Origin of the sequence: Streptomyces sp. SID486 (assembly GCF_009865385.1) — a bacterium.
Classification (GTDB): domain Bacteria; phylum Actinomycetota; class Actinomycetes; order Streptomycetales; family Streptomycetaceae; genus Streptomyces.
In genome coordinates this window covers 1-263 of the sequence record NZ_WWJT01000580.1, presented here as the reverse complement: position 1 = coordinate 263, position 263 = coordinate 1, and the positions used below count along the sequence as shown (strand labels likewise).

1 protein-coding gene is annotated in these 263 nt (G+C 81.4%); it reads right to left on the bottom strand.

Annotated features, from left to right (window positions below):
• Positions 1-25: 25 nt before the first annotated feature.
• On the bottom strand, positions 26-263 hold a 238-nt coding region (locus GT045_RS40035), incomplete at its 5' end, for a Tat pathway signal sequence domain protein (RefSeq protein WP_237538903.1).

Sequence of the window (263 nt, the reverse complement as noted above, 5' to 3'; positions counted from 1 at the left end):
ATCCCGACGGCTCCCAGCCGGCCGGTCATGAGTCGGCGGGGTCCGGCCCGGCAGCTCCCTGGCTCACTCGGCCCGCGTCCGGCGCCCCGGCCGGTACGGCACCCGGCGCCGCGTCCGGTTCGGCGTCGGGCGCCGCGTCCGGTCCCGCGTTCGGTCCGGCGTCCGGTCCGGCGTCCGGTCCGGCGTTCGCTCCCGCGTCCTCCGCCGTGGCGACGGCGCTCGTGGCGGACCCCCGGGAGCGGGCCGCCGAGGACCGTCCCGAC